The 26,001-nt window shown below is 59.3% G+C and carries 17 protein-coding genes and 1 pseudogene; 5 read left to right on the forward strand and 13 right to left on the reverse strand.

Features of this window, described 5'->3' with window-relative positions; genetic code table 11:
* Nucleotides 1-44 precede the first annotated feature (44 nt).
* The 5 genes from Thiowin_RS07840 to Thiowin_RS07860 all read right to left on the reverse strand — a co-directional run bounded on the left by Thiowin_RS07840 (nt 45) and on the right by Thiowin_RS07860 (nt 9,961).
* The gene (locus Thiowin_RS07840; protein WP_328987185.1) at nt 45-1,286 is read right to left on the reverse strand and encodes an HD-GYP domain-containing protein; all 1,242 of its coding nucleotides are present in this window, start codon (nt 1,284-1,286) and stop codon (nt 45-47) included.
* 277 nt (nt 1,287-1,563) lie between these two features.
* Complete coding sequence (locus Thiowin_RS07845; protein ID WP_328987186.1) at nt 1,564-3,468, reverse strand: hypothetical protein; 1,905 nt, start codon at nt 3,466-3,468, stop codon at nt 1,564-1,566.
* A 181-nt stretch (nt 3,469-3,649) separates the two neighbouring features.
* Nucleotides 3,650-6,247 carry an ATP-dependent chaperone ClpB gene (gene clpB / locus Thiowin_RS07850; protein WP_328987187.1) on the reverse strand — a complete coding sequence of 866 codons (2,598 nt, stop codon included), beginning with the start codon at nt 6,245-6,247 and terminating at the stop codon, nt 3,650-3,652.
* A 157-nt stretch (nt 6,248-6,404) separates the two neighbouring features.
* On the reverse strand, nt 6,405-8,051 hold the full coding sequence (locus Thiowin_RS07855) for an autotransporter outer membrane beta-barrel domain-containing protein (protein WP_328987188.1): 1,647 nt from the start codon (nt 8,049-8,051) through the stop codon (nt 6,405-6,407).
* Nucleotides 8,052-8,947: 896 nt separating this feature from the next.
* On the reverse strand, nt 8,948-9,961 hold the full coding sequence (locus Thiowin_RS07860; RefSeq protein ID WP_328987189.1) for an autotransporter outer membrane beta-barrel domain-containing protein: 1,014 nt from the start codon (nt 9,959-9,961) through the stop codon (nt 8,948-8,950).
* A gap of 283 nt (nt 9,962-10,244) precedes the next feature.
* On the opposite strand from Thiowin_RS07860, the gene Thiowin_RS07865 reads away from it, so the two are divergent.
* From Thiowin_RS07865 to Thiowin_RS07875, 3 genes are all read left to right on the forward strand, one after another.
* Complete coding sequence (locus tag Thiowin_RS07865; RefSeq protein ID WP_328987190.1) at nt 10,245-10,727, forward strand: hypothetical protein; 483 nt, start codon at nt 10,245-10,247, stop codon at nt 10,725-10,727.
* Between the two features lie 337 nt (nt 10,728-11,064).
* Complete coding sequence (locus Thiowin_RS07870) at nt 11,065-12,144, forward strand: Druantia anti-phage system protein DruA (protein WP_328987191.1); 1,080 nt, start codon at nt 11,065-11,067, stop codon at nt 12,142-12,144.
* 20 nt (nt 12,145-12,164) lie between these two features.
* Complete coding sequence (locus Thiowin_RS07875) at nt 12,165-12,845, forward strand: ISAs1 family transposase (protein ID WP_328983484.1); 681 nt, start codon at nt 12,165-12,167, stop codon at nt 12,843-12,845.
* 358 nt (nt 12,846-13,203) lie between these two features.
* Here the strand turns inward: Thiowin_RS07875 and Thiowin_RS25235 are convergent.
* Nucleotides 13,204-13,866 (reverse strand): annotated as a pseudogene (locus Thiowin_RS25235) (alpha/beta fold hydrolase); the annotation flags it as partial.
* Here Thiowin_RS25235 and Thiowin_RS07885 point away from each other — a divergent pair.
* Nucleotides 13,795-14,886, forward strand: a complete 1,092-nt coding sequence (locus Thiowin_RS07885) for a tetratricopeptide repeat protein (RefSeq protein WP_328987193.1) — start codon at nt 13,795-13,797, stop codon at nt 14,884-14,886. The pseudogene Thiowin_RS25235 and the gene Thiowin_RS07885 sit on opposite strands and share 72 nt — an antisense overlap.
* 62 nt (nt 14,887-14,948) lie before the next feature.
* Here the strand turns inward: Thiowin_RS07885 and Thiowin_RS07890 are convergent, their stop codons facing one another.
* Both Thiowin_RS07890 and Thiowin_RS07895 read right to left on the reverse strand, forming a co-directional pair.
* Nucleotides 14,949-18,509 carry an SUMF1/EgtB/PvdO family nonheme iron enzyme gene (locus Thiowin_RS07890; RefSeq protein ID WP_328987194.1) on the reverse strand — a complete coding sequence of 1,187 codons (3,561 nt, stop codon included), beginning with the start codon at nt 18,507-18,509 and terminating at the stop codon, nt 14,949-14,951.
* Nucleotides 18,510-18,596: 87 nt separating this feature from the next.
* Complete coding sequence (locus Thiowin_RS07895) at nt 18,597-19,691, reverse strand: EAL domain-containing protein (RefSeq protein WP_328987195.1); 1,095 nt, start codon at nt 19,689-19,691, stop codon at nt 18,597-18,599.
* A 236-nt stretch (nt 19,692-19,927) separates the two neighbouring features.
* On the opposite strand from Thiowin_RS07895, the gene Thiowin_RS07900 reads away from it, so the two are divergent.
* On the forward strand, nt 19,928-20,491 hold the full coding sequence (locus Thiowin_RS07900; RefSeq protein ID WP_328987196.1) for an FHA domain-containing protein: 564 nt from the start codon (nt 19,928-19,930) through the stop codon (nt 20,489-20,491).
* 51 nt (nt 20,492-20,542) lie between these two features.
* On the opposite strand, the gene purD is transcribed toward Thiowin_RS07900, so the two are convergent.
* The 5 genes from purD to dusB all read right to left on the reverse strand — a co-directional run bounded on the left by purD (nt 20,543) and on the right by dusB (nt 25,983).
* On the reverse strand, nt 20,543-21,829 hold the full coding sequence (purD, locus tag Thiowin_RS07905; RefSeq protein WP_328987197.1) for a phosphoribosylamine--glycine ligase: 1,287 nt from the start codon (nt 21,827-21,829) through the stop codon (nt 20,543-20,545).
* Nucleotides 21,830-21,947: 118 nt separating this feature from the next.
* Entirely contained in the window at nt 21,948-22,751 is an 804-nt protein-coding gene (gene lpxA, locus Thiowin_RS07910) for an acyl-ACP--UDP-N-acetylglucosamine O-acyltransferase (RefSeq protein WP_328987198.1), read from the reverse strand.
* A 90-nt stretch (nt 22,752-22,841) separates the two neighbouring features.
* Nucleotides 22,842-24,476, reverse strand: a complete 1,635-nt coding sequence (gene purH / locus Thiowin_RS07915; protein ID WP_328987199.1) for a bifunctional phosphoribosylaminoimidazolecarboxamide formyltransferase/IMP cyclohydrolase — start codon at nt 24,474-24,476, stop codon at nt 22,842-22,844.
* Between the two features lie 137 nt (nt 24,477-24,613).
* Nucleotides 24,614-24,952 (reverse strand): helix-turn-helix domain-containing protein, encoded by a 339-nt coding sequence (locus Thiowin_RS07920; protein WP_328987200.1) that lies wholly within the window; start codon nt 24,950-24,952, stop codon nt 24,614-24,616.
* A complete protein-coding gene (gene dusB, locus Thiowin_RS07925) occupies nt 24,949-25,983 on the reverse strand; it encodes a tRNA dihydrouridine synthase DusB (RefSeq protein WP_328987201.1) in 1,035 nt (344 codons plus the stop codon). Before dusB ends, Thiowin_RS07920 begins: the two co-directional genes overlap by 4 nt.
* Nucleotides 25,984-26,001 lie beyond the last annotated feature (18 nt).

Below are 26,001 nucleotides of genomic sequence, written 5' to 3' on the forward strand. Positions count from 1 at the left end.
GAGCAGAGGTGTGACATCTGCTTACTCTGGTGTTTTTTGCCCTTTTAGCCGAAAGGCGTGGACATGCCAGACCAGAGTTCGATCAGATCAGGGAAGTCCCACTCTTCGGGGTTCTCTCGGGCTTGGATGCTGTCGTTACAATGCGCTAAGGACAGATCGATGATTTTTGGGGCGATGCGGGCGCGGGATTTGGTCGAATAGAACAGCTTGACCTTGGGTTTGAGCAGGGATGTCCGCGACTGCTCCATGACTACGCCCAGTTTTCCGGAGGCGAGCCGCACCAGAGAGCCGACAGGATAAATCCCGAGGCTTTTGACAAAGGCTTGGAACACGCGCGGATCAAAATGCCCATCCGCCCACTCTGCCATCTTGCGAATGGACTCGGCCGGATCCCAGCCACTTTTGTAGGGCCGGTTGGAGGTGATGGCATCATAGACATCGCAGACAGCGCCCATTTTCGCAAACAGGCTAATCTTCTTGTCGGTCAGCTTGTGCGGGTAGCCGGAGCCATCAATCTTCTCGTGGTGGTGGAGGCAGACATCGAGCGTGACCGCGCCGATTGATTCGGCCGCTTTCAGCAGCATGCGATGGCCTTCAACCGGGTGGCTCTTCATGATGGCGAATTCTGCGTCGGTCAGTTTGCCCGGTTTGTTGAGAACCTCCAGTGGCATCTTGGCTTTGCCGAGATCGTGCAGCAAGCCAGCCATGCCGGCCTGATGGACTTGGTTTTCGTTCAAATTTAATTGTCGTCCAAGCGCCATCATAAGCGCGCACACTGCGACCGAGTGCATGTAGGTGTAATCGTCCGCGGTTTTAAGGCGCGCCAGACTCAGTAATGCCGCGCTGTTGCGGTTGACTGATTCAGAGATCTCCTCGACCAGCACGCGTGCATGAGCGGAATCCACGGCCTTGCCCATACGTGCGTCGGAAAACATAGCGGTGACAGCCTCCTTTGCTCGCGCGCAGATTTTCACGGCCCGGCTCAATTCCTCGCTGATCGGCGTTTTTTCTTGATCGCCGGAGCTGAATGCGGCCTGCCGAATACTCTGCTCTACCCTGGCTTTGTTTTCGGATTCGTTGACGGCTGCCACGCCATCCGGGACATCAATGCCTTTGCTGGTATCGATCCAGACCTCCCGAATACTACTGTCGCGCAAGCTCTGAACGTCTTTTTCGTTCGTCAGCAAAAAGCTTGATCGCCAAAAGGGGTGCTCCATCCAGGAACCGCAGAGTTCCTGGAGAAACATGCCGGTTGTGAGTTGATCAATATGAATTTTCTTTAGCATGAGCCGACGGTCTGTGCTGGTGCGGCAGTCGGAGAACTGTCCCTTTGATGCGGGATCTGTGGACTTGGCGAAGCAAGGTTCGTATCCCGTCATCTGGAAGCAATATAACAAAAATTCACGATAGTTTCCTCTTAATGCATTATTCGTGTACAATTGAGGCGAGATAATGTCGTTTTCGCCATTGTTAAGGGCTGCCTGCTCTCAAGCAAACCGACGGATCCGATGGGCGAGGCCTTGGAACGATGGCTTGAAAAACATTGTTTGGTTCCGCTCAAGGCTAGAGTTCGTCGGCACCCATCAGCGCGCGTTCTTGTTGATCAGCCGTGGTCGCCACAGTTTCCACGGCCTTTGAGAGCGTCTGCCAATTCGCGCTGGCAGGGATTCTGGTTCGGAAGATGCCAGCGGCTTTGCCAAGAAAGCGCCCAAGTTCCCACGCGCCCGCATCAGTGGCGGCGTTGTCTTTGAGAAGTTGTGTGGTGGCGTCGACAGAGAGGGTGTCGTCTTCAGATAAAAAACCCACGGACCAGATCTCGTGTGTCTCCTGTCCGTTGATATTTTTTGTTTCCGGAGCAATAAAGGTCAGCTGGGTACGGCTGTTGTCGACGGAATAAATCAACCAGAGGGTGCCGCTGTCGTTGATCTTATAGACTAGGCCGGCGGCATCGAGTTGTTGTTGAAGACTGGCGGGTGGCGATAGGGGCTCGGAGTTGGAGAGCGCTGCATCCAAGGTGCTCTCGGAGTTCGCTTGTGCGGAGGAGTCTCGGGTCCATAATGTGTTAGCCGGGTAAGTGAGCGGCGTGGGCGTGGCGGGCTCTGAAGTCACTGCCGCGATCATTGACCGCGATGCTGGTGTCGTGGGCGTTTTATCGGATGCGTCCGTTTGGGCGGTAACCATGGGTGCATTGGGTTGATCCGCGGGGGTGGGGTTAGGTGGCAGTTCCGGCGACAGGCCTGGGACTAGCTGCTGTGTTGATTGCTTGCGCATTGCCAGCATCAAGTTATCGGCGTGGGCCGAGGCATGGTAGCCTAGCGGGAAAGGCAGATAGTGGACGCTATCAGAGGTTGCGAATGCCTGTTTTAAGGCACCCTGCTGGCGGTAAAGGCGGTCGGTGAAGATGGAGATTGGGTCGCGATATTGGCCAAAGAAAGTCTGATTCCAGTCCTCCTCGGGGAAGAAACGCAGCGGCATGCCCGAGTCTTCTTGCAGGCTGAGCTCCGCGCGATCACGGAACAGTGTGCAGGCATCTTCAAAACCCTGATGATGACAGAGATAGCTGGCTGCTTTCATGTACAGGTTTGATGGCGGCAATCCCGCGATATAGGCCGCAAGTCCGGGGGCGCTGGCCAAGCCTTGGTTGCTGAGATCTCCACGCCAGTACCAGATGGAGCGCATGCGTCCGTTGCGTCCGTCTTGAAAGGTGATGCGCGCTCCGCTGGCGTCGTTCAACCGCGCTTGGTGCGGAATGCCGGCTTCATCGAGGCGCAGATAAGTGATGTCTTGAATGACATGCCCTCGGTGGACGATGAAATAACCGAGGAGCGGGACTGTGCCATTGTGCTGGAAGTCCTCGCGCATGGCCTTGGTGCGAAAAAAGGTCAGCCGCAAGAGATCCTCGGTGGAGCGAATCACGCCGTTGTAATAAGCGCTGTTCAGGCGCTCGCGCCCCGGGATGTCCCCGAGGGGTTCAAGGCCGAACATAAAGGTGTTGGTGGCTTGCGGAAAGAAGAGATCGGCGTAAAGGAAATCGGCTCCGGCAAAGGGATAGAGCAAATCGCGACCCTGGTGGACCTCAGCTGGCAACCATTGGTCACGAAAGGCTTCGACTCTATCATGCTGCTGTGCCTTATAGCGCTGCCAGGTTTGTTGAATACGCTGGTGATAGTCTGCCCAGGCGACGGAGTTCATCAGGTCGGCGTGGGGAGATGTTTTGGCAACTTCCAGCCCTGCAAAGATGCGAACCAAGTCGTTGAGTGGGTTGGAGCCGATTTCACCGGCACTGTTTGTATCATGGCTATCCAGGGTCTCCTGCTCGCTGGCCATGACCAATGTGGCCCCGGGCATTGTATCGGGAGTTCCCGTTACATCCTTGGCCGGCGGGCGGACCTGCGCCAGTGCTGGGCCCATGAGCGTGAGCGTGAGATAGACAAAGCTGATACGTCCGAGGAAAGTGTCGCTAAACAAGGTCATTTTTTGCGAATTGAGGTTGAGGATTGGGTGGCGCTGATTGAGGCCGACCCAATTGGCCGGTGACGAGAGGGGCCGGTAGGGTCGGATGCGATCTGAGTCCAAAACGAAAAGCCGCCAAGGGAGCAGCGCGCTCGGGCCACTGTCTCCTTGGCTGCGTTCTCGCCGTCCACCAAGTTTAGTCTACTAGCTCCCCTTCGACGACCGAATCAAAACCAAGCTGCCCCTCTTTGAGATGGATGTCGATCAGATCGCCAGGTTTGAACTGACCGGCAAGAATTTGCTGGGCCAGCGGGTTCTCGACTTGGGCGCGAATGGCGCGCTTGAGCGGCCGGGCGCCATAGACGGGGTCGAAGCCAGCTTCACCGAGATGATCAAGCGCGGCGTCGCTGATTTGCATGCCGAGGTCGCGGCTGGCCAGGCGCGCGCGCAAATACTCAAGCTGGATGCGGGCAATGGCGCGGATCTGCTCTTGTCCGAGCGGATGAAAGACCACGATTTCATCGAGTCGGTTAATGAACTCAGGCCGGAATGCGTGGCGCAGAATCTCCATCACCGCGTCTTTCATTTCGCCATAGTTGGCCTCGCCGGCTTTCTGCTGGATGATGTCCGAACCCAGATTGGATGTCATCACAATGGCTGCATTGCGAAAATCCACCGTGCGGCCTTGGCCGTCGGTCAGGCGGCCGTCGTCGAGTACCTGCAAGAGCACATTGAAGACGTCCGGGTGAGCTTTTTCGATTTCATCGAGCAGAATCAGGCTGTAGGGCCGCCGGCGCACCGCCTCGGTCAGATAGCCGCCTTCCTCATAGCCGACATAGCCGGGCGGGGCGCCGATCAGGCGCGCCACCGAGTGCTTCTCCATGAACTCGGACATATCAATGCGCACCAGGGACTCTTCGGTGTCGAACAGGAATTGCGCGAGCGCCTTGCAGAGTTCCGTCTTGCCCACCCCCGTGGGGCCAAGAAACAGGAAAGATCCAATCGGCCGGTTGGGGTCGGACAGCCCGGCACGCGAGCGGCGGATGGCATCGGAAACAGCGCTAACCGCCTCCTGCTGGCCGACCACCCGCTGGGCCAGGGCTTCTTCCATGCGCAGTAGCTTGTCGCGCTCGCCCTCAAGCATTTTGGACACTGGGATGTTAGTCCATTTGGACACGATCTCGGCGATTTCCTCGTCGGTGACCTTGTTGCGCAGCAGTTGGTTACCGCTCTGATCGCCATCGGAGGCGCTGGCCAGGCGCTTTTCCAGCTCCGGGATACGGCCGTACTGCAGCTCCGACATGCGGGTCAGATCGCCGGCGCGGCGGGCGGTTTCCAGCTCAACCCGGGCGCGGTCGAGTTCTTCTTTGATGTGCGCGGTGCCCTGCACGGCAGCCTTCTCGGACTGCCAGATGTCGTTCAAATCCGAGAACTCGCGCCCCAGACGACTGATTTCCTCCTGTAAGTGATCCAAGCGCTTTTTCGAAGCCTCGTCGGATTCTTTTTTGAGTGCCTCGCGCTCGATCTTGAGCTGAATCAGCCGCCGGTCGAGTTTGTCCATTTCCTCCGGCATGGAGTCGATCTCCATGCGGATCTGCGAGGCGGCTTCGTCGATCAGGTCAATCGCCTTGTCCGGCAGTTGCCGATCGGTGATGTAGCGGTGGGAGAGCATGGCGGCGGCGATGATGGCCGGGTCGGTGATCTCCACCGCGTGATGCACCTCGTAGCGTTCTTTCAGTCCACGCAGGATGGCGATGGTGTCCTCCACGCTTGGCTCTTGCACCAGCACTTTTTGAAAGCGACGCTCAAGCGCGGCGTCCTTTTCGACATATTTACGGTATTCATCCAGAGTGGTCGCGCCGATGCAGTGCAGCTCACCACGCGCCAGCGCGGGCTTGAGCATATTGCCAGCGTCCATGGCGCCCTCGGCCTTGCCGGCGCCAACCATGGTGTGCAGCTCGTCGATGAACAGGATGATGTTGCCTTCCTGGCGCGCGACATCATTAAGCACGGCTTTCAGGCGTTCCTCGAACTCACCGCGAAACTTTGCCCCGGCGATGAGGGCGGCCATGTCGAGCGACAGCAATCGCTTGGTTTTCAGGCCCTCGGGCACCTCGCCATTGACGATGCGCTGGGCGAGGCCCTCGACAATGGCGGTCTTGCCTACGCCTGGCTCGCCGATCAGCACCGGGTTGTTCTTGGTGCGCCGCGCGAGCACTTGAATGGTGCGGCGGATTTCGTCATCTCGCCCGATGACGGGATCCAGCTTGCCCTGCTCGGCGCGCTCGGTCAGATCAATGCTGTATTTCTCCAGCGCCTGGCGCTGCTCCTCGGCGTTGGGATCCTCCACCTTCTGCCCGCCGCGCATGTTGTCGATGGCGCGCTCGATGGCACTTTTAGTGGCCCCAGCCTCGCGCAGGGCGTTGCCAAGCTCGCCTTTGTCTTCAAGCGCGGCGAGCACGAACAGCTCGGAGCTGATGTACTGATCATTGCGTGCTTGGGCGAGTTTGTCGGTGATGTTGAGCATCCGGCCGAGGCCGTTGGAGATGCTCACATCCCCGCCAGCGCCCGAGACCTGGGGCAAACGCTCCAGTGCCTCGCCCAGGCCCGAGCGCAGGCGGTTGACATTCACATCCGCCTGGGCGAGCAGATGCCGCACGCTGCCACCATCCTGGTCGAGCAGGGCGATCATCAAGTGGATGGGTTCAATAAACTGATGGTCGCGGCCGACGGCAAGACTCTGCGCGTCGGCCAGCGCCATCTGGAACTTGCTGGTCAGCTTATCCATTCGCATCGGGGTTCTCCGGTAACACTTAGGGTTATTCCGGAATTAGGGCGGATGGATGGATTCTTCAAGCAGAAGGGATGCCGAGAATCGCAGACAAGCTTGGTTACCCGAGTGTCTCGGGCGACCTTGACCTTAGTGTAAGGAGATCGCCCGGACGGCTGACCTAGAACGCCATGCGCACACCAGCACCAAAGGTATCTAAATCCAGGTTTTTGTAGCCGGCGACCTTGTTGTAATAGAGAAACAGCGAGTTGCCTTTAGCCAGCTGAGCGGCGACGCTCAGACGTGCGTTGAAGTAGTCGGAGTCTGGATCATCAGCAGCCAGGTCGAACACGCCGGAATTGGGTGTTGCGGCAAAGGATCCGTTGATGTTGACAGCATCGTCTTTGTACTCGTGCACCCAGTCGAGATGAAGTTGGGGCAGAATGACGCCGATGCCCGTGCTGATGGCATGCGAGACGTTAAAGCCAAGCGTGGAGGTCATGGATTCCTGATTGGTCGAGCCAATCCGCGTGGCCCAACCACCGCCAGGGGCACTAGGGGCCGACATTTGCTCGGTATAGCCGTCGACATCGGTGGTCAGATATTGCAGTTGCGCAACCGGCGTCACAGTCCAGGCGCCGAAGGGAATATTGTAACCAGCATTCAGTGTCGCGGACCACTCATTGCTGTCGTAATCCGCCGATGCCACTTGACTGACATTCACCGTGCCGATGGTGTAGCCGATATTGCGCGAGTGGTCATAGCGGCTGCGCCCGTAGGTGAGGACGGCATCGGTGTAAAAGTGTTCATCGGGGTAATAGGTGCCGTAGAGACTGATGCTATAGCCGTGAGAGTCGACCTGTCCGCCGTGATTGTCGATGTTGGCGCTGCCTTTGTTATAGCCAAGCGCGAGACCGAGAATGGCACTGTCAGTGAAGCGATAATCAACGCCGGCGCTCAGACCCCAGCCGTCGAAGTCGTATCCATCCTCGTTGGCTGTTTGATCCTTGTCGCCGTTAGAGAGGCTGCCGTTGAGAAACACCCCAAGGCGACCATCGCCAAGGGTGAGGAGATTGCCCGAACTCGCATCCGCGCTCGCGGCGCCGCCCGAGGCCTGAGCGAGCCCTGACGCGAGACTGGCGAGCGCGTTGCCAAAGGCGTCATTGCCCAGGTTGACACCCGTGGGCAGTCCCTGCAGTGCCATGCCGCTAGAGCCGCCGCGCAGGGCGGAGAGTCGGGAGGTAACATTGTTGAGTTGCGTGCCCATATTGACGCGGGCCAACAACAACGGCGTTGAGAATTGCTCAGGGGTAATGGATTCCAGCGCCGCCTTGGCCTGATTGTTTAACTCAGACCCGGCGGGCGCAAGCGCCCCGCCCACCAGGGTGTTGCAGTCGCTGGTGAACTGGTTGCCGGGTTGGTCGGCATTGCTGTCGGGACAGGCGGTTTGGATGACCGCGGCGACGGCTGCGGTGCTGGGAGTCGCGGCCAGATTGCTGATGTTTTGATTGACCTCGCCGGTGATGAGACGGAAGACGACCCAGAAGTCTTCGCTCAGAGTTGGCGCGTTGGAAGTAGACGCTGAACTGAAAGTCTGCCCATTGTCCGGGGAGATGCCAAGCCACTCGGCACGATAGGCTTGCCCGTCAACATAGACGACAAAAAGCTCTTGCCCTTCCTCGCCGAAATAGGCGATAGAACTACCACCACTCGGGAATTCTCTCGTAATATTGACAACAAAGTTTTCCGTGCTAACGGTTGGTCTTGTTAGATCAACCTGGAATACGATGGGTATGCCGGTTACATCATCACCGAGAGCGCCCTGCATGACAAAGCCTCCAATCGCGACAGGGGTGTCGGGGGGGGATTAGAGCCCCCCCCACATCCTGCGAGAGATTAAGTGTGCCTATGTAGGGGCTCTCGTTTGGGAGCTGTCTAGTCATAACATTGGTGCCGATACCGCCAATTGGATAAGACGAATTAATTGGCCCCGTCGGAGTTCCCCAAGTCAGACTGGTTGGTGTTAGCTGGAAAGTAGGCTGAGCCTGGGAAGCCAGCGGTAGACCGCAGAGAAGCGTGCCAAGGCAGGCGCTGGCAAGCGGCCTGAAAGCTGCGCGCCGAAAATAATGTGACTTCATAAATACCGCCTCTTTTTTACTCAAAGTGTGTTAGATATTCTGTTTCTGTAACGAAACTGCAACATCTGCGGTGAGCATACCATAGGTTCTTTTTGTGTGTGTATTTTTTTTGGAAGCGGCAGTCAGAGTGTGCTCGGTACAGTTGGGGCTTGAAGAATTGTCTGATCGCCAAACCAGTCAGTGGCTTGGGCGTGACGTAAAAGGGGAGGGCGGTACTTGGGATCGAGGGGATCGATCGGTGGACAGGTTGGCGGGTGCTTCTCGGCGGATTTTGCGGGATTCATTCAAGGTCGCCATGCAGATGCGGTACACCTCACTGTAGTGAGTCGGCATCCCGAGACCTCGGGGAGGATTTTTGAGCTTCTAATAGTGGATAGGGAAAAAGTTTAAATTTACATTGACTTAGGCAAGAAAAGGCCGCACGCTGCGGTATTATTCTGGTCGAGCGGGGCGACATTAAGTCAATAGGTTTGTTAAGCCGATGGTTACGCGCAATGAAATCAGCTAGTGGCTAGATTTGCCCGATTCAATGCGCTGTATAGGCGAAAAGGGGCCGCGCGTCGCTGTCGACTCACGGCCCCTGAGGCTAAAACTCCATGCGTACCCCGGCGCTGATGGCGTATTGACTCACGTCATCGTATCCAAGAATGGTGTTGTAACTGATGAAGGCGGATCGGCCGTTGGCAAACTGCCCGGAAATACCGACGCCGAGATCAAAGTAATTGTGATCGGGCTTGGTGGTCCAGATCGTCACCGGCGTCGCACTCAGATCGTTGATGAAGCGTGCCCCAATGCCTTCCTGATTGTTTTCAAATTCATGAACCCAGTGAATGCTGAGTTGCGGGACAAAAACGCCAGATCCTGTGCTGATAGCCTTGGCCGCCATCAAGCCAAGCCTGGATGTTAGAGAGGTGAAAGATTGTGAATCATAGGCCAGTGCCCAGGAGCCACCAGCGGCATTGGGATTTGACATCTGTTCGCGGTAGGAGCCGATACGATTGTGGCTGTAGTCAAGACTAAACTGCGGGGTGAAGGTAAAGGATTGCCGGTTGATGGTGTAGCCAGTTCCAAGTGTGGCATAGAACACTTTTCCTTCTGGATTTGACTTTGCTGTTTGATTGACGTTGGTGATGCTGCCTGGATTATTGATGCTGTAGCTGATGCGGCGACTCAAATCGAAGTCATTCCAGTTGTAGCCAGCGGTCCCCTCAAAGAAAAGGCCATTGTCGAGATAATAGGTTCCGTAAACCCCAAGCCCCCAACCGTCCATGGTCATGTCGCCTTTGCTTCGGTCATAGTCGGTGGTGCTCTGAAGGTAATTGATCATGGCACCAGCGATGAAATTGTCGCCAAAACGGTAGTCTCCTCCAGCGGTCAGCGTCCACCCATGCATGTCGTAGCCGTAAGTGTAGCTGTCCAGATCTTGAGAGCCATTGACATACTCGGCAGTGATGAAACCGCCAGTTTTGCCATTCAGAGCGTCGGCGCTCGCGGCACCTCCTGTTTGTCCGTAAAGAAGTCCCGCGACTAGTGATGGGTCAAGGGCGCTTGTGTCGGTGTGCGAGGCGAGGCGCAGCCGCATCATGCGGGATGCCACCATGCCTGTCGCACTCTGAATCTGTTGAGCGGCCGCGCTGTTTTGCGCGATGACTTGGTCTGCTGTCAGTGCGGCAACGCCGCCTGCCGCGCCAGTTGGGTCCGTGACGGAACCGCCTACAAGGGTGTCGCAATCATTCTGAAACGCTGTCCCGGAATTGGCGCCGCCAGCGCAAGCCCTGAGAACTGCTCGCGACAGGCCCACCGAGTTAGTGTTACTAGTCGATATGCTGGTTTGCTCGAACGCTGACGCAGGCGATGGCCCGGGCTTCGGAGAGGGTGTTGGAGTGGCAGGGTTCTCGGTTGGCGCTGCCGGTCTTTCAGGGTATTCGGTTATCGCTGTCGGCGTGCTAGGACTCTCGGTTATCGCTGTCGCCGTGCTGGGGCTCTCGGTTGGTGCTGTCGGCGTGCTGGGAATCTCGGTTGTCGCTGTCGGCGTGCTGGGAATCTCGGTTGTCGCTGTCGGCGTGCTGGGAATCTCGGTTGTCGCTGTCGGCGTGCTGGGACTCTCGGTTATCGCTGTCGCCGTGCTGGGGCTCTCGGTTGTCGCTGTCGCCGTGATGGGGCTCTCGGTTGGCCTTGTTGGTGTGTTTGTGTCGGGCAGATTGGGTATGTCTGTTGTTTCAGAATGCACGTTTATGCCGACGCACCCAAGTCCAATTCCCAGAATGCCTGGTATGATGATTCCTGTTGATTTTTTCACTAAGATAGCCCTCGACCGTGTGTATTTGTTGGGGTGTGGATTTGGGTATTCGGTTTTATGCGCCTAGTGCTGGCAATCCAGAAATATGAAACCGAGTTGGCCCGAATATTCCAATCAAAACAAGTCTTTTTTCATGTCGTTCTGTGTTTTTGAATCGGCAAGAAATCAGGATGCTCTTCGCATCATGAAAACCCATGTGATTCTAATGATCAATCAGATCAAAATCATACAATAGATTAGTTTATGCGTTTTTCGTGTGGAGTCAATCTGCATCGGATGGCAGGGCGAAACCGTGCTAGCCCTAATTGACAAGCCGTAGAAGTATTTACCCTCGATTCTGGACATTTCCGTCCGACTCGTTCAAACTGCCTGCCTATGTTGATTGACGAGGCAGCCCCCTGAACTTGCACGACATCACCCTGCGTGCGGTCGCCCCAGATGAAGAGGCGCGCTTCAAAGCATTGCTCGAGGCGTATCACTACCTGGGCGCGGCGGCAAAAATCGGTCACACCCTCTGGTATGTCGCCATCTGGCGGGATCAGTGGTTGGCGTTGCTGGTGCTGAGCGCCGCGGCCTGGAAGTGCGCGGCTCGCGATCAGTGGATCGGCTGGGATCGCCGCTACCAGTTCGACCGCCTGCATCTGATCGCCAACAACGCCCGCTTTCTCATTCTGCCCCAGTGGCATGTGCCCAATCTCGCCTCCAAGGTGCTGTCGCTGTGCGAGCGCCAGGTCAGCACTGATTGGCAGACCCGCTTCGGTTATCCGCTGTGGTTGCTGGAGACCTTCGTCGATCCGCGCCGCTTTACCGGCACCTGCTATCGCGCGGCCAACTGGCTGGAGGTCGGGCAGACGCGCGGGTACCGACGCACGCGCGCCGGCTACAGCCAGCAGCCCGATGGCGCCAAGCGGGTGTTTGTCCGCCCCTTGATCGGGCAGGTCCAAGCACGCTTGTCCGACCCAAGACTCGATTCCCAGTATCGCTATGGAGCCCCAAAACTCATGATCTCCGCACAACAGATGCGTTCGCTTCCTGCGTTCTTTGCCGATGTCCCTGATCCGCGTCGCGGCCAAGGCCGGCGTCATCCCTTGCCGGTGGTTCTTGCGATCTCCGCCGCGGCGGTGCTGTGCGGGGCGCGTGGTTATAAGGCCATCGCCGCTTGGGCGAAGGATCCCAGCCAGGCGGCCCGGGCGCGCTTTGGTTGCCGTTATCGCAACGGTCGCTATGAGGTGCCCAGCCGCACGCGCATCCGCGATGTCCTCACCCGGGTCGATCCCGACGCCCTTGATGGGGCGCTGCAGGGCTGGAATGCGCAGATGGGCGCCGAGGACGAGGGCCTGGCCATTGATGGCAAGACGATGTGCAATGCCATCGACGCCGAGGGACGCCAGACCCACATCCTCGGTGTCGTTGGACATGACTCCAAGGTCTGTCACACCCAAAAAAAGTCGGTGCTTTGCCTGTCAATGGCAGTGATGAACTGAAGCAAACCAACGAGATCGGGATGGCCATCCCGGTGCTCGACTCCCTCGACCTCACTGACAAGACCCTCACCGCCGACGCCCTGCTCACCCAGCGCTCGCTCGCTGAGTATCTCATCGAACGGGGCGCGCATTACGTCTTTATCGCCAAAGAGAATCAGCCCACGCTGGTTGCCGACATCCGCCTGCTTTTCCAGGCGCGGGGCGAGCCGGATTTTCGCGAGTCATCGGACCTTGCGCATGGGCGTATCGAAAGCCGCGCGATTTGGACCTCCACGGCGCTGAACAACTATCTCGATTTCCCCCATGTCGGGCAGGTCTTCGCCATTGAGCGCACCACCACTGAGAAAAAAACCGACAAGACCTCCGTCGAGACAGTCTTCGGCGTCACGGATCATACCCCTGAGAGTGCAAGCCCTAAGCGCCTGCTCGCCTTCAACCGTGGGCATTGGGGCATTGAAGCCCATCACTGGATCCTCGACTGGAACTGGGATGAGGATCGCTGCACCATCCGCACCGGCCATGGACCAGAAAACATCACCCGACTGCGCCGGTTTGCCGCCGGTCTGATCAAAACGAAATCCAAGGATTCCGTGGCAGCCACCATCGAGAAGCTCGCGCGCAAAGTCCGCCGTGTCTTCGATTATCTGGGCATGACGGCAAACTCAATGCCCCGCGCTGCCCGTGTCGCGCCTGTTGGTTAGAACGGATTTGCCGTGCATCGGATGGGTGCCTTGTAGCCATTCGCTGCTGCGATGGGGCGCGTTGAATGCACTGCAAAATGTCAGGCCAGCGGTTAGTCCAACAGCAGTTGTGATCGATGTTGAGGCGCGAAATGCGCGCGTTTTGGAGTTCGGGGCCGATTTGGTTGTCGGACAGATAGGCGGGAACCTGAGTGTCTTTTGTGCCTATGAGGTGCCAATGCGCGACCGTCGCCCTCAGGGGGGCTCGTGTGGAAGGGTCTAGCGAATCTGTGAGTGGGCTGTAACCATGGTGTCGCGTCCATGCCTCAACATTGAGGTTGGCGGCGATGGTGATGAGGCGAGTAACCTCTGGCAGACGCTCGGCGAGGAGCCAGGCAATGACGCCGCCACCGCTGTAGCCGATCAGGGTGAGTTGCTCAATGTGCTCCTCGGTCATGATTTGGCGCAGGGCCGCGGCCATGGTGGCGACGACGGTTTCTGAATAGCGCGCGAAGGTCCAAAGGTGCGGGGAGCAGCCGGGGGCCTGGGCTTGGCCAAAGTAGCACGGACGACCCAGGTAGAGGCTGGGCAGGGGATCGAGCGCCATGAGCTCCAGCGCCAACTGGCGCTTGGGGCTTGGGTCTGGACTGATGCGGGTTCTGCTGAGCCAGGGGCGTCCGTCGCCCTCCAGGTAAACATGGAGCGACTGGCCGGGGGTCGCCTGGCCATGACGATAGGTTCTGAGCTGGTAGCCCTTGGCAATGATGGCGCCGGCTGTGAGATCTCGATGGTTGGCCAGGATATCGCTCTTTTCAAAGCTGCCTGTGCATCCTGTCAGGAGGGCTGCCAGCAAGGCGGCAAGGAGGGATGCGCGGGATGCAAATGTGTGGTGTCGGCGCGCGCTTTGGTGCGCTGCTCGCAGGTATTGTGTTGTGCGCTTCGATGCAGTCTGGCCTATACTGAAATGCCCATGCTTGCGAGCTTGGTGTCGGTGTTTACCAGCCTGCTGACGGGCGTTCGATTGGAGCTGAATCCGATGCATGACAAGATTCTGTCAGGTAAGAAGTGTGCTACGGCCGCGGCAGTTGCGCTCTGGCTGTTTGGTTGTCAGTCCACGCCCAATCAGGATGCCGCGCTCGCGTCCGCGGGCGCGAATTCTTTTGCAAAAATCGACGATTTGGTGCTGGTGGATTGTCTGTTGCCGGGGCAGGTTCGCCAGCTTGGCAGTCGCATGACCTATTTGGCACCCCGGCGACGGGTCAAGACCACTCAGTCCGATTGCGGTATTCGAGGGGGCGAGTTTGTGTTGTTTGATCGCTCCGATTATGGCACCGCGCTGCAAAGTCTGCTGCCCAAGGCGCGGGCTGGTGATGCCGTGGCCCAGACTTATGTCGGGGAAATCCACGAGAAGGGCTTGGGGCTATCCGCGCCGGATTATGCGCAAGCCGCGCATTGGTACCGACAGGCGGCGACGAGCGGCCATCGGCCGGCGCAGACCAATCTCGGCTCGCTCTATGAACGCGGGCTGGGTGTGCCCAGGGATCAGGCGGCGGCTCTGGATTGGTATCGGCGTGCCACCGGTGTGACCGAGGACCGCTTGATTTTTGAGTCCGAACTCAAGGCGAAGCAGGCGGCTTTTCAGCGCGAGATTGCCCTGCGCAATCAGGTGGCGTCCTCCTTGCGCGCGCAGCTTGCGCGCGCCCAAGCTGCCGGTAGCGCGAGTGGGTCGGCCGCGGCAAGGGTCCAAACGGCTGCCAAGACATCTGTCCCACCACAGTCAACGCCAGCACAGGTCGCGGCCGCGGGTTTGCAGCCGCTTGATCGCCGCAGGCTGGAGTCCGTTGCAACCAGCCTGCAGCGCGAGGCGGCGAGTGAGCAGGAGCAAGTACGAAGGCAGTTGCATGCCATTGAGCAAGTCAAGCAAGCCGCCCCCGCGGCTGCAAACCAGACGGCGGATGGATCTGGCGGCAAGGCAGCCCTGGTGGGCAAGCTTGAACTGACCCTGCGGCAGCGTTCGAACGCATTGGCGGAGAATCAATCACGGCTGGCGATGGTGCCTTAGGCGTCCTTGCTGGCTGGATGATAAAACAGCCCACTAGAGTGCCTTTGCGAGTTGATATGCGATCAATCGGCGGTGGCAATTGCGGGTGTGGGGGCGTCATTGGCGGAGGTTTTTCCGTCGCGCGCGATTCGAAATCCGACGAAGCTGAAGCGTGACTCCGGGTAGTTGCGGTTACGGTAGGCGGAACGCAGGTTGATGGGGCTTGCGTTCCAGCCGCCGCCGCGCAGAACCAGCGGCGCACGGCTGTCGGTAGGCGCGCACTGTGCCTGAGTGCCGTCATAAAGGTCGCGGTATTCCGAGCAGGTCCATTCCGATAGATTGCCGAGCATGTCGTGGAGCCCCCAGGGATTGGGCGCGAAAGTCTCCACTGGCGCGACCCACTCGTGGCCATCATCGCATTCAAAGCTGTTGGTCCAGGCATGCCCGCTATCCGCGACGTTGGCATGCTTGCAACTCGTCGCGTCTGTTGTTCCCCAAAAGGTTGGCGTCTGTGTTGCCGCGCGTGCGGCATACTCCCATTCCGCTTCGGTCGGCAGCCGATAGGACACAGCGGTCATGTCCGATAGCCATCTGAGATAGGCGCTGGCATCATTGGCGCTGACGCAACTGACCGGATGCTCTGGCTCGGCTTTTTGGTATTTGTTGGGGCTACGCCAGTTGGCCCATGGGTGATAGCCCCAGGACTGACCATCATCAGCCTGTCGGTCCAAGGACAGGCAGCCATCGGCGCCACCAAGACCGCGTTCGGCGTCGCTCTGGTAATCGGTCGCTTCAACAAAGCGGGCAAAATCGCGCTGGCGGGTTTCTGCCTTGGCCAGTGAAAAGTCATCCACGCAGACTTCACCTTGGGTTTCGTCGGCTTCTCTTGGGGTCTCTGTTTCCGGTGAGCCGATCAAAAAACAGCCGCCGTCGATGTCCACCATCTCTGGCAGCAGACCCGCCCGGGCGGCCAGACGGGAGCGCAGTTGGCGCAGATTGGGATCATTGGTGTACACGGAGTCAAGCCGCTCTAGAAGATTGAAAGCCTTCATCGCCAGTTCGGCAGACGGTTGCTCTGCCATCCAGGCGTCCAGATCGGCGCGTACTTGTCCAAGTGGCTGGTTTAATTGGGTTGGCTCTTCAGCAATTTTGGGAATACTCAGCAGACAGTCAAAGGTGGCTGTCATGGCGTTCAGTTTGACCGCTGGGTTGGCCCGAGTCGGATTCAGGCGCAGGCATTCGGTGATGGCTTGCTGTTGTTTTTTCGCCGCGGCTTGTCGTGAGGTGATGCGCTCGGTGAGTTCGATGAGTTCTGCATTATTGGCGTCGAGCTGGCGGCCCCGTTCGATCAAGACCTGAGCTTGCTGGATGTCACCGGCGGCAAGGCGTTCTTCAGCCTGGGCCTTCAGCGCCCGCGCGGCTGCTCGGTTGATCCTGTCTTGTTCGTCCTTGAGTCCTTGTCGCGCCGTCAGAAGTGTTGGATTGTCTGGAAGCTTTTCAAGCACTGCATCGACCCGCGCGAGAGCCGCGTCGCGCCGCCCTTGCTTGCGCAAGGCTTGAACGTCGGTCTCGGTTTGCTTGATCAGATCGTTTTCCCTGATGCGTGTTTGAATGCGATCGCGCAGCCCGATGCCTGCTTCGTCATCCGGGCGCATGTCCAAGACGGAATCCACCAGTCTTTGCGCATCTTGGGTTTTTCCAGCTTCCAGAGCCTGATTGGCTCGGTTCAGCAGGTCTTGGATCTGCCTGCGTTCCTGAACGTCCAGGATGCTTGCCCGCGTGTTCTTGATGGATGCCTCTTCCGGTTGCAGGATGAGCGCGCGCTCGATAGTGGCGAGTGCTTGTTCCAGGGCGCCTTGTCGCAGTTCGTCTTCCGCCTGCTGTCGTAGCTTGTCCGCCTGGCGTTCTTGCTGGCGCTGAATTTGCCGCTCCACGGTGGCGCGCAGGTCGGTGAGTGCTTGATCCTTGGGGCCCAGCTCAAGGCCTTTGTCGATCAGGGCCAGGCTGTCTTGTAACAGGCCCTCGGCGATCAGGTCGGTGGCGCTGCTGAGAATTTCTCGCACATTGCGATCAGTTTCCAGCGTGGCCTGGATTTTGGTCTGGAGTGTTTTGAGTTCAGGATCATCGGCCACGGCATCCAGGCCTTCACGCACTAGCCGCAGCGCCTCGGCGGCCTGTCCGGCCTCGAGCGCCTCGCGGGCCTCCTGGTGTCGCGCCTTGGCCGTGGCTTGCCTGGCCTGCCGCCGCGCCTCCAGGACCTCGGCGCGCAAGGCCAGGAGCGCGCTTTGCTCGGGCACGCGCGTTAGCCCCTGCTCGATGGCGGACAGGCTGTCGGCGGTTTTGTTTTGTTCCAGCAGCCTGCGTGCCTGTTCAAGCGACTCACCGGCGGCGCGGTGATCCTCGATGAGCCTTTCGATGGCATCGAGTCGGGGATCCTCGGGCTGCGAGGCCAGTGCGAGTTCAATGAGTTCCTTGCTGCGGTCGAATTCACCAGCGCGCAAATGTTCAAGCGCGAGGTGTTCGTAGCGTTCGATGGTTGGGGAGCGATCCGCTGCCGGCGGTGGCAGTTCGCGCGTGATTTTGTGCAAGGGATCGGAGCTGTCTCTGGCCGTCAGGCCAAAATAGACAGCCGCGGCCAAGGCGAGCAGAACCAAGGGTATGACAATGATGCCCAGGCGTGGGCGTTTTGTCGTGCCCGATGTGGTGTCAGGCTCGGGTGGCGATGGTCGGGGGAGAGGGGTTGACCCGGTCTGGGTCGCGTCAGGCGTTGGCGTCGGTGCGCGTTGCAGGACCTGGGTGGCGAGCGCTGTCGCATCCTCATCCTCTCGCGCTTGGGTGAGGTCAATGCCCTGTTCGAGTTGTTCCAGCGCTTGCAACAAAGCCTGGGTGCTGCCGAAGCGTTCCTCTGGCGCCTTGGCCAGCAGACGGTCGATGATCGGCTGAAAGCGCGCCAGACCGAGCGGCAACTCCGGCAGCGGCGCCGAGCAATGCAGCATGGCGAGACTGATGACATCGCCAGCCTGGTAGGGCTGCTCGCGGGTCAGCATCTCGTAGAACACGCAGCCCAGGCTGTAGAGATCGGAGCGGGCGTCGATGGGCCGGCTCATGCTCTGCTCGGGGCTCATGTAGCGCGGGCTGCCGACGATCATGCCGACGTTGGTCAGGGCGGTGGCATCGACGCCGGTGCTGGCGGCGCGGGCGATGCCGAAGTCGGTTAAAACCGGTGTGCCGTCGGCGCGGAACAGAATATTTTGCGGTTTGATGTCGCGATGGATAACGCCGTTATCGTGAGCAATCGACAAGGCCTGAGCAACGCGACGAAGGATGTCGATGGCGGCTGCTTGCGACAGCCCGGCATTGATCTTGTCCGCCAGGGTGCCATTGGGCAGAAACTCCATCGAGAAATAGTGCAGATCGCCGACGCTGTCGAGATCGTAGATGGTGACGATCCGCGGATGCTGAAGGTGGGCGATGATACGCCCTTCCTTGATAAAACGCGCGCTAAAGTCATCGCCGGCGCCTGGCACTGGCTCCATGACCTTGAGCGCTACCTGGCGCCCGAGCCGATCTTGGCGCGCGAGGTAAACGATGGCCATGCCACCGCGGCCAAGCTCGCGCAGGATGGTATAGCCCGGAATCTCCATCAGCCATCCGGTTGCTTGAGCTGGGGGTCGTCAGGAGGAGAGGCCGAGAAGCAAGCGGTGAGCGCTAACTCACGGAGATCGCGCGGATTATGTATCGATACTGATGTGCGGGCTGGGCTTGCCAAAGTAATAGCCTTGATAATACTGCACACCCAGGTCACGCAGTACGTGGAATTCCGCGGCTGTTTCCACGCCCTCGGCAAGAGTGGCGATGCCCATGTCGACCAGGAAAGTCTGGAACATCTCCAGCATTTGCCGCTTGGCCTCGGGTGCGCTGTCGATGTCGCGCACCAAGGCGATGTCGAACTTGACAAAGTCGGGAGGGACTTCGGTCAATTCGAGCAGCCGTGCCTGGCCAGCGCCGAAGTCATCGTAGGCAAGGCCGACCTTCATTGCCTGGAGATCATCGCGAATGCGGCGGATCAGTGCTGGGTTGGTGACTGCCGCCTCGTGCATCTCAAAGACAAGTTGCAGCTGGGGGAAATTGGTGCGAATACGCTCTACGCAGCGCAGCAGGCGTTCCGGGTCGTTGAGTTCGCGCGGGTGAATATTGAAAAAATAGCGCCCATGCGGGTGCAGGTTGTAGGCGATCTCCAGGCCTTTCTGACGGAAAAGCTCGCTTAGGTGAACCTCCATTTCCAGGCTCTCGGCAAGCTGAAACAGCGGCCAGGGTGCGTTTGGGAGGTCTTCCATGGCGCCGCGTCCCAGCATCTCGTGCGCGAAAGTCTTGCCATCCATGTCGACAATGGGCTGAAAGGCCGCGCTCACCGATCCCTTGAGCAGCAGCATTTGGAATTCGCGCGCGCCACGCGGCAGATTCTCTGGCAGCGAGCCAACGCGGACATTGGTGCGGTCGAACAGGTGTTCGTCATCAGGCTGCTGCTCGATCAGGCGATATTCCTGATCGGCGAAGTGCACCACATCACCCGCGAACAGCGCCTGTTCTTTGTCGATACGCTGGTGGTTAATGAAGGAGCCATTGGTTGAACCGAGGTCGCGCAGCACCAGTTGCCCATCGACCATGTCGAGTTCTGCGTGGCGGCGGGAGACCTCAGTGCTGTCGAGTGTCAGCTCGCACTCCTGATGGCGTCCAACTTGGTAGGGAAACTGATACAGATGCACGCGTCTCAGACGCTTGGATGCACCGACATAGCCCTCAAGATACCAGCTACTTCTGGACATAGGTTGACCTGTTAAACCTGAGTTGAGCGGTTTTCTGCCTGGCGCGAAAGCCAACCAGAGCTTAACCCGTCTGATGGTGGTATCTTCAACTGATTGACCGCTCCGAGGCAAGCGCCGAACCTCAACAAAAGGGAGGGTTGGCGTAAGGGTGCCTGTGACTGCGGTCGGTCACGGCGCTGCGCCCATAACACCGTTATTCTGTCATTGCCGATGATTTTTCTCACGGGAGATGCGTTTTGGCTGGAGTCATTGAAGCTCTGCTGACACCCTCTGGTCGTGTCAATCTGGCGTCCTTGGTGCGTTTTGCAAAGTCTTGCGAGATCACGGATTTTAGCCGTTTTGTCAAACGTCCGGTGCTGGCGGGCTCGTCGGTGCGGCCCGGCTTGGTGGAGGGGCATCGGGGAAAGGCGTCTGCCGATCCGAATGCCACCCTGGCGTTTCAGCTGAGCCTGCCGTCCGGCGAGGAATCCTTATCGGATGCGCTCAAGCATGCCGTCTATCCTCTGGTCAAGGCACCAGACGCCGTTCGCGTCCAGAACATCTTTGCCATTGGGCGCATCAGCGGGAACGATCTGGTCATTCCAGATCTCGCGATTTCAAAAAAACACGCGCTGATCGAAATTCGCGAGCAGGGATATTATGTCCGGGACTGTGGCTCCAAGAACGGCACCCGGCTCAATGGCGAGCCGCTGGGCGAGCAGTTCAGGGAGCTTCATGACGGCTGGCTGCTGGCCTTCGGGCGCTATGAGTTCAGTTTTCTGGAGCCAAGATCGCTCTATCTGCGCCTGGTGGGGGACTGAGCTTGTTTGATGCCATGTCTGCATGGTGTTGCTGCGTATCGTGAGTCCGCTTTATCGCTCAAGCGCGCGGTGGCCGATATCGCGCCGGTAGAACCCGCCTTCAAACGAAAGCCGCCCGACACCTTGATAGGCAGTCCTTTGCGCGCTCGCGACATCGCTTCCCAGTGCGGTCACGCAGAGAACGCGCCCGCCGCTGGTCAGGGTCTTGCCGTTTTCAATTCGGGTTCCGGCGTGAAAGACCTTGCAGTCGGACTGATCCCCGTCCTTCAGTCCAAGAATTTCATCACCTGTACGAGGATTCTCTGGGTAACCAGCCGCCGCCATGACAACGCCAAGGGCAACGCGTGGATCCCAGGCCAGCGGGCCATCGCGCAGGCGCCCGTCGCAGGCGTCCAGACACAGGGGCACCAAGTCGCTTCGCAGACGCATCAGTAGCGGTTGGGCCTCGGGGTCACCGAGGCGGCAGTTGAACTCCAGGACGCGTGGCAGCCCATCCTCGCCGATCATCAGTCCGGCATATAAAAAACCCCGGTATGGCAAGCTCTCGGCCGCGAGCCCGCGCACCGTCGGGCGCATTACCTCGGTCATGATGCGTTCGTGCAGATCGGGCTTGACCACTGGGGCGGGGGAATAGGCACCCATGCCGCCAGTATTGGGGCCTTGGTCGCCCTCGTCGCGCGCCTTATGATCCTGCGAGCTGGCCAATGGCACAATGGTTTCACCATCGACCAGTGCAATAAAGCTCGCTTCCTCGCCGGTGAGAAAGTCTTCGATCACTACCCGTTGACCGGCCGCGCCGAACTGACCACCGCTGAGCATGGCCTGCACGGCCGCGCGCGCACTGTCCAGACTCTCGGCAATCACCACCCCTTTGCCGGCGGCGAGACCATCAGCCTTGATCACCACGGGCTTGGCGAAAGGGGCGCGCGTATCCAGGTAAGCCAGCGCCTCGGCCTGATCGCTAAAGCTCAGGTAGTCCGCTGTCGGGATACCATGGCTAGCAAGAAAGTCCTTGGCGAACTGCTTTGACCCTTCCAGTCGCGCAGCCGCTGCCGAGGGGCCGAAACATCGCAGTCCCGCCGCCGTGAAGGCATCGACCAGGCCGGCGACCAGGGGTGCTTCTGGGCCGACGATGGTGAGTTCAACCGCGTTGTCGCGCGCGAATGCAACCAGGCGTTCGATGTTGTTGGCGTCGATGTCGACATTCTCGATACCGGGCTCGCATGCCGTGCCGCCATTGCCGGGCGCGACCCAGACCTGATCGGCTAGGGGCGATTGCCGGACTTTCCAGGCGAGGGCATGTTCGCGCCCGCCGCCGCCGATGATGAGCAGATTCATGGTTTGGTGGAAATTGGCCAAAGGTGAGTTTACAACTGAGCCGATCAGTCCGTGAAGTCCCGAGAGTCTCTGGTGTTCTTAAGTCTGTTGTTTAGCAGCGATGGACCTTCTTGGGTCATCATCCCAGCTTGCCGTGCTCGCGGCCGAAGGCGGCGATGCCGCGCCCTGAGTCGCCAGCGCGAATAAAAACCAGGATACGCTCGGTTTCCGGGCCTGGAAAGTCGGCCGCGGCCTGTTCCATGGCGGCACTCAAGCGCAGTCCGGAGCGGAACAGCAGCCGATAGACCGCCTTGATACGACTGCGCGCCCCAGGGTCGAAACCGGCGCGGCGCAGGCCGACGGTATTCAGCCCAAGAATGCGCGCGCGCTGCCCATTGGCCAGCGCGAAGGGTGGAATGTCTTGGGCCACGCCGGTCACGCCGCCAATCATGCACAGATCGCCAATGCGACAGAACTGATGCACCGCCACGTGCCCGGCGAGAAAAATATGATTGCCTAGGGTGACATGGCCGCCCAGGGTCGCGGTATTGGCAAAAATGTTATGGCTGCCCACCTGGCAGTCATGCCCGATGTGCGAGAAGGCCATCAGGTAATTGTGGTCGCCAATACGGGTACCAGCGTCGGTTTTGACACCGCGGCTAATATTGACGCCTTCCTTGAAGTGATTATTCGCGCCTATGACCAGCGGTTTTGAATGCTCCGGGCGGAAGCCGAGATCCTGCGGCTCCGTGCCTAGGGTGGCGCCATGACAGATGCGATTACCGGGGCCGATTTGGGTACCGCCCTCGATGCGGACATGGCTGTCGAGCACGCACCCCTCGCCGAGCCTGACGCCTGCTTCAATGATGCAGAAAGGGCCAATGGTGACGCTGGGATGCAGGTCCGCGTCGGGCGCGACAATGGCGGTGGGGTGAATGCGCATGGCGGACGAAGGCTTTGAGGCAAGCTGGAGATAGGCAGGGAAAGATGGAACCTCAGTCGCGACTGGGGTGGTTTAGCGGCCGGCGCGCCATCAATGGCGAAAATGCCGGGTGCCGGTAAAAATCATTGCGATGCCATGCTCGTCGGCGGCGGCGATGACCTCCTGATCACGCACCGAGCCGCCCGGTTGGATCACCGCCGTGATGCCAACCTCCGCCGCCTGATCGAGCCCGTCGCGGAAGGGAAAGAAGGCGTCCGATGCCATGACGGCACCCTTGACGGCAAGCCCCGCTTGATCCGCCTTGATGGCCGCGATGCGCGCTGAATTGACCCGACTCATTTGGCCGGCACCGACGCCGATGGTCATGCGTTCGCGCGCGTAAACGATGGCGTTGGATTTGACAAACTTCGCCACTCGCCAAGAGAACAGCAAATCCGCCATTTCCGCCTGACTCGGGGAGCGGGCGCTGACCTGGCGCAGTTCGGCCGCGATGAGTCGATCAGCGCTTTGAATCAGTAGTCCGCCGGTCACGCGTTTGAAGTCGAGCGTGTTGACACCGCCGGCGACTGACCAGTCGCCGCAGCTGAGCAGACGCAGGTTCTTTTTGGCCTTGGCGGCTTCCAGTGCCTCATGGCTGATCCTGGGAGCGATCATCACCTCGACGAACTGACGCTCGACCACGGCGCTGACTGTGGTCGCGTCCAATTCCCGGTTAAAGGCGATGATGCCGCCAAAGGCGGATTCCGGATCGGTGCTAAAGGCGCGCTCATAGGCTTCGAGCAGGCTGCGTCCTTCGGCCACGCCGCAAGGATTGGCGTGCTTGACAATCACGCAGGTGGGCGCATCGGTAAATTGCTTGACGCATTCGAGCGCGGCGTCGGTATCAGCGATGTTGTTATACGACAGCTCCTTGCCTTGGTGCTGACTGGCGCTGGCTATGCTGCCATCCGGCGTATTGGGCTCGACATAGAAAGCCCCCTGTTGGTGGGGGTTCTCGCCATAGCGCAAGCTCTGCTGGCGACGAAGCTGCCAGGTCAGGGTGCGCGGAAAGCTGGCGTCAGCGGGGTTTGGTTTGGTTGGCGTGCTCTCATTCGAGGTGGCGTCCGCGGTGACTTCTGGGTCTGATACCGTGCCACGCTCAAGGCGACGCCCAAGCTCATTGGCGATGGCCGCATCATAGCGGGCGGTGTGCTCGAAGGCGCGCACCGCGAGGTCGAATCGCAGCTGTTCGCCGATGCAGCCCTGATGCGCGTCAAGCTCGGCAATCAAAGGCGCGTAGTCCTTGGGCTCGACCAGCACCGCGACCGCGGCATGATTTTTGGCCGCGGCGCGCACCAGTGTGGGACCGCCGATGTCGATCTGCTCGATGGCATCGGCTAACGAGCACTTGGGATCGGCGGTTTGTTGATCGAACGGGTAGAGGTTGACCACCACCAGGTCGATCGGCGCGATGCCATGCTGCTTCATTACAGCCTCATCCTGGCCACGGCGTCCAAGAATGCCGCCATGGATTATAGGATGGAGCGTTTTGACCCTGCCATTCATCATCTCCGGAAACCCGGTGTGGTCGGCTACCTCGGTGACACTGAGACCCTGTTCGCGCAGCAGTGCGGCTGTGCCGCCAGTCGATAGGATCTCGACCTGATGGCGGGCCAGCGCGGAGGCCAGATCGGGGAGGCCGGTTTTGTCGGAGACACTGATGAGGGCACGTCGAACAGCTTGCATGGGTGGATTTCAATGGCAGTGGTTAAGTTGATGATAGATGGCTGCCAGAACACACTGGTGAGACGCTCTGGATTCTAGCGCTGCCGATCAGGTTTCCTTAGGTTCTTGTTCTATCTATGTGCCCTAGGGGTCAAATGCTAGGGGTTCCTCGGATCGTTGGCCGACAAAAGTCCAAACTGAGAGATTTTCTTACGCAGCGTCCCCCGGCTGACACCAAGCATTCGCGCGGCAAGCGTCTGATTGCCGCTGGCATGATGCAGGACTGTCTCGAGCAGCGGCCGTTCGACCTCGTCGAGAACGAACCGATACAGGTTATCGATTTGATGATCGCCCATGCGCGCGAGATAAAATTGCAAGGCTGTGCGCACGCAGTCGTGCAAGGGTGGGCCGTTGTCCGGCCCCGACGGGTTCATGGAACGACAGGGCTGATCCTGGCAGGCATCTGGCTCGGTCATCGATGCCGTGTTGATCCTCATGCGTCAATCTCCCCTGTCACCAGATTGGTCAAGTAGCTTTGGAGCAAGTGGCGCTGCCCCGCTGCCGATGTTGCTGTCAGGAGGGCCTTGCGGACCTCTGCAAAGCGGGGCAGGTTCTGGCAGTACCAGACGATGTGCTTGCGGGCGACGCGAGGACCGCGTCCCATGCCATAAAACGCATGCAGTGCCTCAAGGTGGGAAAGCAGAACATCCCGAATCTGGTCCAGGCCGGGAGGCTCGACCCGTTCGCCGGAGGTCAGAAACCGCCTGATGCGATCGAAAATCCATGGATTCCCCAGGGCAGCGCGGCCAATCATAACAGCATCTGCCCCCGTCTGTTCAAGCACGGCATGTGCGCTCTCTGGGGTATCAATATCGCCATTGGCGACGAGCACCATGCTTGTGTGTTCGCGTAGGCCCGCCAGGCTTGAATGTTCCGCCTGGCCACGAAAGTCACATTTCCGGGTGCGACCATGCACGCTTAACATGAGGATTCCCGAGTCTTCGGCGATGCGTGCAATCCTTGCAAGATTACGCTCTTGGGGTGACCAGCCGGTTCGCGTCTTGACACTGACCGGAACCCTGACCGCGCGGACAACCTGGGTGAGAATGCGCGCGACCAGTGGCTCGTCGCGCAACAGTGCCGAGCCGGCCGCCTGACGACAGACAGTTTTTGCAGGGCAGCCCAGGTTGATGTCGATCAGGTCCGCGCCCTGATCGACGGCATAGCGCGCGAAATCCGCCATGGCCGCGGGATCGGCGCCGGCAATCTGCACCGCGAATGGGCGTGGTTCTCCCCGATGATCCAGTCGCTCCGCGCTGGTGCGGGTGTGGCGCAGTTCGGGGTTGGCACTGAGCATTTCCGAGAATGCAAGCCCGGCACCGAAGTCCCGACACAGACGGCGGAAGGGTCGGTCGGTGATGCCCGCCATGGGGGCAAGCAGCACGCGCGAGGGGAGTTCCAGAGAGCCAATCCGTAATGGCGATGCTGCTCGGTTGCCGGTGTTTGCCGATACGGTGGATTCCAGCATACTGTCCCTTGGAGATGA

The sequence above is a fragment of the Thiorhodovibrio winogradskyi genome, assembly GCF_036208045.1.
GTDB classification, from domain to species: domain Bacteria; phylum Pseudomonadota; class Gammaproteobacteria; order Chromatiales; family Chromatiaceae; genus Thiorhodovibrio; species Thiorhodovibrio winogradskyi.

Excerpts from the sequence above, each read along its gene's own strand:
- clpB (WP_328987187.1), bottom strand. The coding sequence starts at position 6,247 with ATGCGAATGGATAAGCTGACCAGCAAGTTCCAGATGGCGCTGGCCGAC.
- lpxA (WP_328987198.1), bottom strand. The coding sequence starts at position 22,751 with ATGCGCATTCACCCCACCGCCATTGTCGCGCCCGACGCGGACCTGCAT.
- Thiowin_RS07895 (WP_328987195.1), bottom strand. The coding sequence starts at position 19,691 with ATGTCCAGAAGTAGCTGGTATCTTGAGGGCTATGTCGGTGCATCCAAG.
- Thiowin_RS07885 (WP_328987193.1), top strand. The coding sequence starts at position 13,795 with ATGCTTGCGAGCTTGGTGTCGGTGTTTACCAGCCTGCTGACGGGCGTT.
- Thiowin_RS07855 (WP_328987188.1), bottom strand. The coding sequence starts at position 8,051 with ATGCAGGGCGCTCTCGGTGATGATGTAACCGGCATACCCATCGTATTC.
- purD (WP_328987197.1), bottom strand. The coding sequence starts at position 21,829 with ATGAATCTGCTCATCATCGGCGGCGGCGGGCGCGAACATGCCCTCGCC.
- Thiowin_RS07840 (WP_328987185.1), bottom strand. The coding sequence starts at position 1,286 with ATGCTAAAGAAAATTCATATTGATCAACTCACAACCGGCATGTTTCTC.
- Thiowin_RS07860 (WP_328987189.1), bottom strand. The coding sequence starts at position 9,961 with ATGGTGGCATCCCGCATGATGCGGCTGCGCCTCGCCTCGCACACCGAC.
- dusB (WP_328987201.1), bottom strand. The coding sequence starts at position 25,983 with ATGCTGGAATCCACCGTATCGGCAAACACCGGCAACCGAGCAGCATCG.
- Thiowin_RS07890 (WP_328987194.1), bottom strand. The coding sequence starts at position 18,509 with ATGGAGATTCCGGGCTATACCATCCTGCGCGAGCTTGGCCGCGGTGGC.
- Thiowin_RS07875 (WP_328983484.1), top strand. The coding sequence starts at position 12,165 with ATGGCCATCCCGGTGCTCGACTCCCTCGACCTCACTGACAAGACCCTC.
- Thiowin_RS07920 (WP_328987200.1), bottom strand. The coding sequence starts at position 24,952 with ATGAGGATCAACACGGCATCGATGACCGAGCCAGATGCCTGCCAGGAT.
- purH (WP_328987199.1), bottom strand. The coding sequence starts at position 24,476 with ATGCAAGCTGTTCGACGTGCCCTCATCAGTGTCTCCGACAAAACCGGC.